The sequence below is a fragment of the Kitasatospora sp. NPDC059571 genome (assembly GCF_042735675.1).
GTDB lineage: Bacteria > Actinomycetota > Actinomycetes > Streptomycetales > Streptomycetaceae > Kitasatospora.
The window spans coordinates 1-5,940 of sequence record NZ_JBHWBW010000484.1; the positions used below are offsets into that span (position 1 = coordinate 1).

General features: G+C 73.5%; 4 protein-coding genes. 1 reads left to right on the top strand and 3 read right to left on the bottom strand.

The features are described 5' to 3' along the window. Positions 1–651: 651 nt before the first annotated feature. A complete protein-coding gene (locus ACFV0G_RS33495; protein ID WP_380556140.1) occupies positions 652–2,445 on the bottom strand; it encodes an adenylyl cyclase in 1,794 nt (597 codons plus the stop codon). 333 nt (positions 2,446–2,778) lie between these two features. Between ACFV0G_RS33495 and ACFV0G_RS33500 the strand changes: the two genes are divergently transcribed. Continuing rightward, the gene (locus ACFV0G_RS33500) at positions 2,779–3,363 is read left to right on the top strand and encodes a hypothetical protein (protein WP_380556142.1); all 585 of its coding nucleotides are present in this window, start codon (positions 2,779–2,781) and stop codon (positions 3,361–3,363) included. A gap of 160 nt (positions 3,364–3,523) precedes the next feature. On the opposite strand, the gene ACFV0G_RS33505 is transcribed toward ACFV0G_RS33500, so the two are convergent. Together ACFV0G_RS33505 and ACFV0G_RS33510 are read right to left on the bottom strand one after the other, a co-directional pair. Continuing rightward, positions 3,524–4,738, bottom strand: coding sequence for a hypothetical protein (locus ACFV0G_RS33505; protein WP_380556144.1), 1,215 nt, complete (start codon positions 4,736–4,738; stop codon positions 3,524–3,526). A gap of 630 nt (positions 4,739–5,368) precedes the next feature. Then, positions 5,369–5,940: response regulator (locus ACFV0G_RS33510; protein ID WP_380556146.1), on the bottom strand; the 572-nt coding region annotated here is incomplete at its 5' end.

Genomic DNA, 5,940 nt, shown 5'->3' on the forward strand with positions numbered 1-5,940 from the left:
GTGTCAGGGGCGACCGGGTGGTCGCCGGGAACGGCGGCCGCGCATCGCACGGGCCGGAACCGGAATCGCGCGGAAAGAAGGCACGGCCTTCTCCTTCGTGGCGTGCATCGCCGCACCGGACCGCGTGGGCCCGGGTGGACGCTCCAGGGGGGGGTGGAGGCCGTACGGGCGGGAGCGCCGGGGCGGCGCTGCGGGCCGGAGCAGGGACGCGTGGGGGTGGGGGTGGAGCGCGCTCGACGGTGCCGGGTGGGGTGCAGGTGGGCGCGGCGCGGAGGTGCAACGCCCGGTGAGAGCGCTCTCAGTTCCAGGACGGTAGCAGCCGCCGACGGGACGGCCAAGAGGAAGCACGGGAAAGGTGATCCCGTGAGCATCTCGGCAAGTTCCCTCTGTGTCAGGGCATCTGACCGCGCCTGCGGCCGGCGTCGGCCGGGACGGCGGGGCGATCGGCAAGCAGGGCGGCCCCGCCGGCACGGGGAGCCACTGCCGTGCCGGCGGGGTCGAGGTGGGTGCGGCGCCGGAGCTCGCGGGCGGCAGCGACATGCCCGGTGAGCCGGAGGCGTGGACCCGCGGCTCGCTCGGGCATCCAACCGCGGCGCGGAGGTGCCGCGCGCGGGCGGTGCCGGGAGGCCCGGTCACCGCCCCGGGAGCGGGTCAGACCACGGCAGCGCCGTTCGAGTAGCTCCTCATGAAGTAGGTCCCGAATCCGTTCTGCACCGGATCGCCGCTGTTGTTGATGCAGTGCAGGATGCCTCCGCCGCCGGGGCCGTTGAGGCAGACGGTCATCAGGTCGGTCAGGACGACGCCGGGCGTGTCGGGGACCTCGTAGGCCCGGTCGGCGTAGATGTCGGCCTGCAGGTTGAAGTAGCAGTAGCTGCCCAGGCCCCAGGCCCGGTGGTCGGTGACGGAGTCCGCGACCTTGTAGGCGGCGTAGCCTCGGGTCCCGCGGTGGGTCCAGGCGGACTGCGTGGGGACGTCGTAGGGGTGCTCGTTCTGGAAGAAGTAGGTGCGGCCGTGGTTGCCGTTCCAGAGCACCTCGTACTTCTGGAAGTGCTCGACGAACAGGCCGTAGGTGGTGACCCGGTCGCCGTTGACGAGGAAGCCGGTGCCGGCGGGGTTGACGGCCCAGCCGACGCTGCCGTCGAGGCCGTGGTCGGCGCGCCAGACCCAGATGTGGTCCACGATCACGTCGTTGCTGTCGATCCGGATGCCGACCTCGGTGCCGCCGGGCAGGACCCCGCCGACGCGGGCGAAGACGTCGAAGAGCGCGGTGGGGCGGCTCGAGTGGTTCTTCCGGCTGCGGCCGTCCCCGACCCGGAGCAGGACCGGGGAGCCTGCCGAGGCGGCCTCCAGGAGAAGGCCGGCGACGGACACGTCGTCCACGTCGGCGACCTCGACCAGCGCGTTGCCGTTGACGGCCTGCAGGGTGGCCAGGCCGAGGCCGAGCACGACGGTCCCGGGCCGGGACACCTGCAGCGGGGCGGAGAGTTGGTGGATGCCCGGAGTGAAGAGCAGGTGCCGGCCCTGGGCGAGGGCGCGGTTGAGGGTTCTGGCGGAGTCGCCGGGCCGGGCCACGTGGAACTCGGACAGCGGGATGCTGTGGCCCGCGGCCTTGCCGGCGGCCCAGGTCGTCCCGGTGGAGTTGCGGCGCAGCGCGGGGACGAAGACGTGGTACGAGCCGTGGGCGTCGACGGTGAGGAACGGCTTCTCCCGGACGACGGGGGTGCGGTCGACGGTGGTCATCGGAGGGCTGGGGAAGCTCTGGGCGGGTGCGCCCTGGGTGCCGACGAAGACCATGTTCCAGTTGGCGCCGGTCCAGCTGCCGAAGGTGTCGTTGCGGGAGAGCCACTGCTGCTGCGAACCCGACTCGACCTGGCCGTCCACCAGGCTGTCGGCGAGGAATCCGCCGCTGGACCAGCGGTTGCCGGGCGGGCTGGGCCACAGGGTCATGTTGCCCTTGACGTGGGTGCGGCGCATCGGGGCCGCCTGCGAGACCGCCCAGCGCTCCAGGCCGTCCGGCGGGGCGATGCACAGGTTCTCGGCGGCCCGCCAGAAGTTCTGGGTGCCGTTGCCCTCGAACCACTGCGCGTCGGAGGTGACGTGGCCGTTGATCACGACGTCGTCGGGGCTCGCGCCGAGGCCCAGCACGTGTGTGTAGAAGCCGACGTTGATGTCGACGTTGTAGGTGCCCGGCTTGAACGCCAGGGCGTAGCGCTCGGTGCCGAACTGGTTGGACTCCTGGATCTTGAACACGGCGTCGACCTGGGCCTGGATCGCCGCATCACCCATGGAGGGGTCGAAGACCAGGACGTTGGCGCCCAGGTCGGCGGTGTCGCGGGCGCCGGGCGCGGCGGCGGCCGAGCCGGTCGCAAGGGTGCCGGCCACGGGCAGGACGGCGGCGACCGCCGCGCCGCGGAGCAGGCTCCGGCGGGTCGGGGTGACGGACATGGCTCTCCCTGGGGTGGGTGGATGGGGAGGGGTTCGGGCAGGTCCTCGGCGCACTGAGAGCGCTCTCTCGTTGCGGTGGAGAGTGAAGCACCGGGGCGATACGGCGTCAATAGGTTGGAGACATCGGGCGGTTCCGCAACGGATTGTGTTCACTTCACGAATGAGCGCAACCGTGGCTGCGATGACCGGCGGGAGGCACGGACTCCCCCGCCCGGGTCGGTCCGTCGCCGGCCCGGTACGACCCGGGTGAAGTCATCTGTGACCTTTCCGCGCGCCGGAGCGTGGATCATTTCGGAGCCGGCCGGGGGGCCGGCGTGAATGAGGGGGAACACGATGCGTCGGTGGACCACTGCACTGGCTGCCGTACTACTCGCCGCGGGGGCCGCGGCAACCACGATCCCGACGGCCTCGGCCGCAACCACCGCCACGGTGTGCCCGACCGGCTGGGGCAGCCTCGACCGGGAGGACCGGGCCGTCCCGTACCAGCCGCAGGCACTCGCCAACGTCCGCTCGGGCGCCCAGGAGTGCTTCGACCGCCTGGTGCTGGACGTCCCCGGCACCTCGCCGGCCAATCCGCTCGCGTACCAGGTGCACTACGTGACCGGCAACGCCGTCCAGCAGGCCGCCTCCGGCACACCGATCCCGGTGCGCGGCGGCGCCGTCCTGGAGATCGTCGTCGGCGCAGCCGCCTACGACCCGGCCACCGGGCAGAGCGTCTACCCGGGCCGGGTCGGTGCGGCACTGCCCGGCGTCGACCTGAGCGGCTACCGCACCTTCGTCGACACCCGCTTCGCCGGCAGCTTCGAGGGCGAGACCCAGATCGGCCTCGGCGTCCGCGCCCGCCTCCCGTTCCGGGTGTTCCAGCTCGACAACCGCCTGGTCATCGACGTCGCCCACACCTGGGGCACGACGCCCTGACCCCGCCCGGCCGTCCCGTCCACGCCGTGGCAGCGGCACGGTGACGTGACGGACGCCGAACGGTCGGCGGTGCGGCGTGTCGGAGGCTGACACGCCGTGCCGCCGGCGGGCGGCAGCAGCAGTACGGGCCGCCGGCTCCGCTCACATGATGGCAACCCCGTCAGCGGAAGACGCCGGTGTGGCCGAGGGAGTAGCGGCCGGGCTGGGGGTAGACGCACAGGCCGTGCGGACCGCTGCCGACCGGGATCCGGGCGAGCAGGTGTCCGTCGTCGGTGGACAGGGCGTAGACCTCGGCGTTGTAGCGGCCGCTGAGCCACAGGACCTTGCCGTCGGCGGAGACGCCGCCCATGTCGGGGCTGCCGCCGCCGGGGATCTGCCACTTGGCCCTCGGCTTGCCGGTGGCGAAGTCCAGGACGGAGATGCTGCCCTCGCCCCGGTTGGATACGTACAGGCTCTTGGAGTCCCGGCTGACGTAGAGGCCGTGCGTGCCCTTGCCGGTGGGCAGCAGGGTGGGGGTGGCGAAGGTGTCGCCGTTCAGCACCCACAGGCCGTTGGCCATCATGTCGGCGATGTACCAGGTGCGGCCGTCCGGTGAGATCTTGACGTCCTGCGGCATCGCACCGTCCATCGGCAGCCTCTGCTCGCCGACCACCGTCATCGAGGCGGTGTCCACCTTGAGCAGTTGCCCGGAGAACTCGCAGGAGACGATGAAGTACCGGCCGTCGGGCGAGAAGTCGGCGTGGTTGACCCCGGCGCAGTCCACCGGGACGGCCTTGACCTGCTGCATGGTGTGGGCGTCCCGGAACACCAGCTGACGATCCATCGAGGCCATCACCACGGCGTACTTGCCGTCGGGCGTGAAGTAGAGGTTGTACGGATCGTGGACGTCGACCGGGGCGCCGGCCTTGCCCGTCGCCGGGTCGATCGGGGTGAGGCTGTTGCCGAGGTCGTTGTTGACCCACAGGGTCTTGAGGTCCCAGGACGGCACGACGTGCTGCGGCTGGCGGCCGACGTGCAGGGTCTCGACGACCGTGTAGGTGGCCGGGTCGATCACGCTGACGGTGTCGGACTCGGTGTTGGGCACGTAGACGCGGGACGGGAAGCCCTGCACGGCGGACGACAGTTGCCCGGGGCGGTCCGCGGCGTACAGGTCGTGGGGGTCGAGCAGTGGCGGCATGCCGGGCAGGCCGGCCGGTGCGGCGGCCGGGCCCGACGGGCCGGTGGCGGCAGCAGTGGAACTGCCGGGTGCGGGCGACGGGGCCGCGGAGAGCCCGGGCGCGGCGGAGCTGCAGGCGGTCGCGGCCAGGAGGAGGCCGGCGGCGAGCGCCAGGGCCTTCGGGGCCGCGCCGCGGCGGGGCGCGGTGGTGGTGGACATCAGCTGTGACCCTACGGCGCCCCCGGGCGACCGCAACGCGAACGGCGTGATACCGCGGTACCACCCGGGCCGGCATGTTCCGTCCCCGGGTACCACGGTCGGCGGCCCCCGGGCGCCTAGCGTGGACAGCGGGACGACCGGCCCGACCGGTGCCCGACCGGTGGGAGACCCCGGCGGCGGTCCCGGGTACCGGCCGGACGGCCGGCGCCGCGAGGGCACCACCAGCACTGCTGCGGAGGTCGGTATGAGCACCTCGATCTGCGTCAACACCCCAATTCTCGACGACCGCGGGACGGCCCCCGGCACCGTCCTGGTCCCCCGGTCCGTCAGGTCCTCCGGCCCCGCGGCCGCCACCGACGGACCGGGGTCGCCGGAGGCCCGCCCGGCGCCGCGCACCCGCCGCCCGTTCCGTCCCGCGGAAGCGGTGGTCGCCACCGCCGAATGGGCGAAGCGGGTGCCGTGGTCGCCGGCGTCCCCGCTCGGCCGGACGGCGGTACCGGGCCGGGCTGCGGTCACCGCCCGAACCGCTCCGGTGCCGGTCCGGCCGCAGTGCCCCTGCCCGTGCTCGGGACCCGCACCGGCCGCACGGCAGGCGGCCTGGGTCGCGGCCCGGTGACCGGTGGCGGGGCGTCAGCCGGGCTCGGCGGCCCGGGTCAGGCCGAGGTCGTGGGCGAAGATGACGGCCTGGATCCGGTCCCGGGCACCGATCTTCGCCATCACCCGGCCGACGTGGGTCTTCACCGTGGACTCCGCCAGCACCAGGCGTTCGGCGATCTCCCCGTTGGTCCAGCCGCGGCCGACGGCCAGCAGGATCTCGCGCTCCCGGTCGGTGAGCGCGCCGAGGCGGGGATCGCCGGCGGGCCCGCCGCCCGGCAGCCGGTGGGCGTAGGCGTCCAGCAGCCGCCGGGTGAGGCTCGGCGCGATCACCGCGTCCCCGCCGGCGACCGCCCGGATGCCGGCGAGCAGTTCCTCCGGCAGCGCGTCCTTGAGCAGGAAGCCGCTCGCCCCGGCCCGCAGCGCCGCGTGCGCGTACTCGTCCATGTCGAAGGTGGTCAGCACCAGCACCCGGCAGCGCCCGCCCGCCGCGACGATCCGGCGGGTGGCCTCCACCCCGTCCATGCCGGGCATCCGGACGTCCAACAGAACGACGTCGGGGCTGAGCTCGGCGGCCCGGCGGACCGCCTCGGCGCCGTGGGCGGCCT

What these genes read in the sequence shown, in the direction of transcription:
- ACFV0G_RS33505 (WP_380556144.1), bottom strand. Translation starts at nt 4,738, where the DNA reads ATGTCCACCACCACCGCGCCCCGCCGCGGCGCGGCCCCGAAGGCCCTG.
- ACFV0G_RS33500 (WP_380556142.1), top strand. Translation starts at nt 2,779, where the DNA reads ATGCGTCGGTGGACCACTGCACTGGCTGCCGTACTACTCGCCGCGGGG.
- ACFV0G_RS33495 (WP_380556140.1), bottom strand. Translation starts at nt 2,445, where the DNA reads ATGTCCGTCACCCCGACCCGCCGGAGCCTGCTCCGCGGCGCGGCGGTC.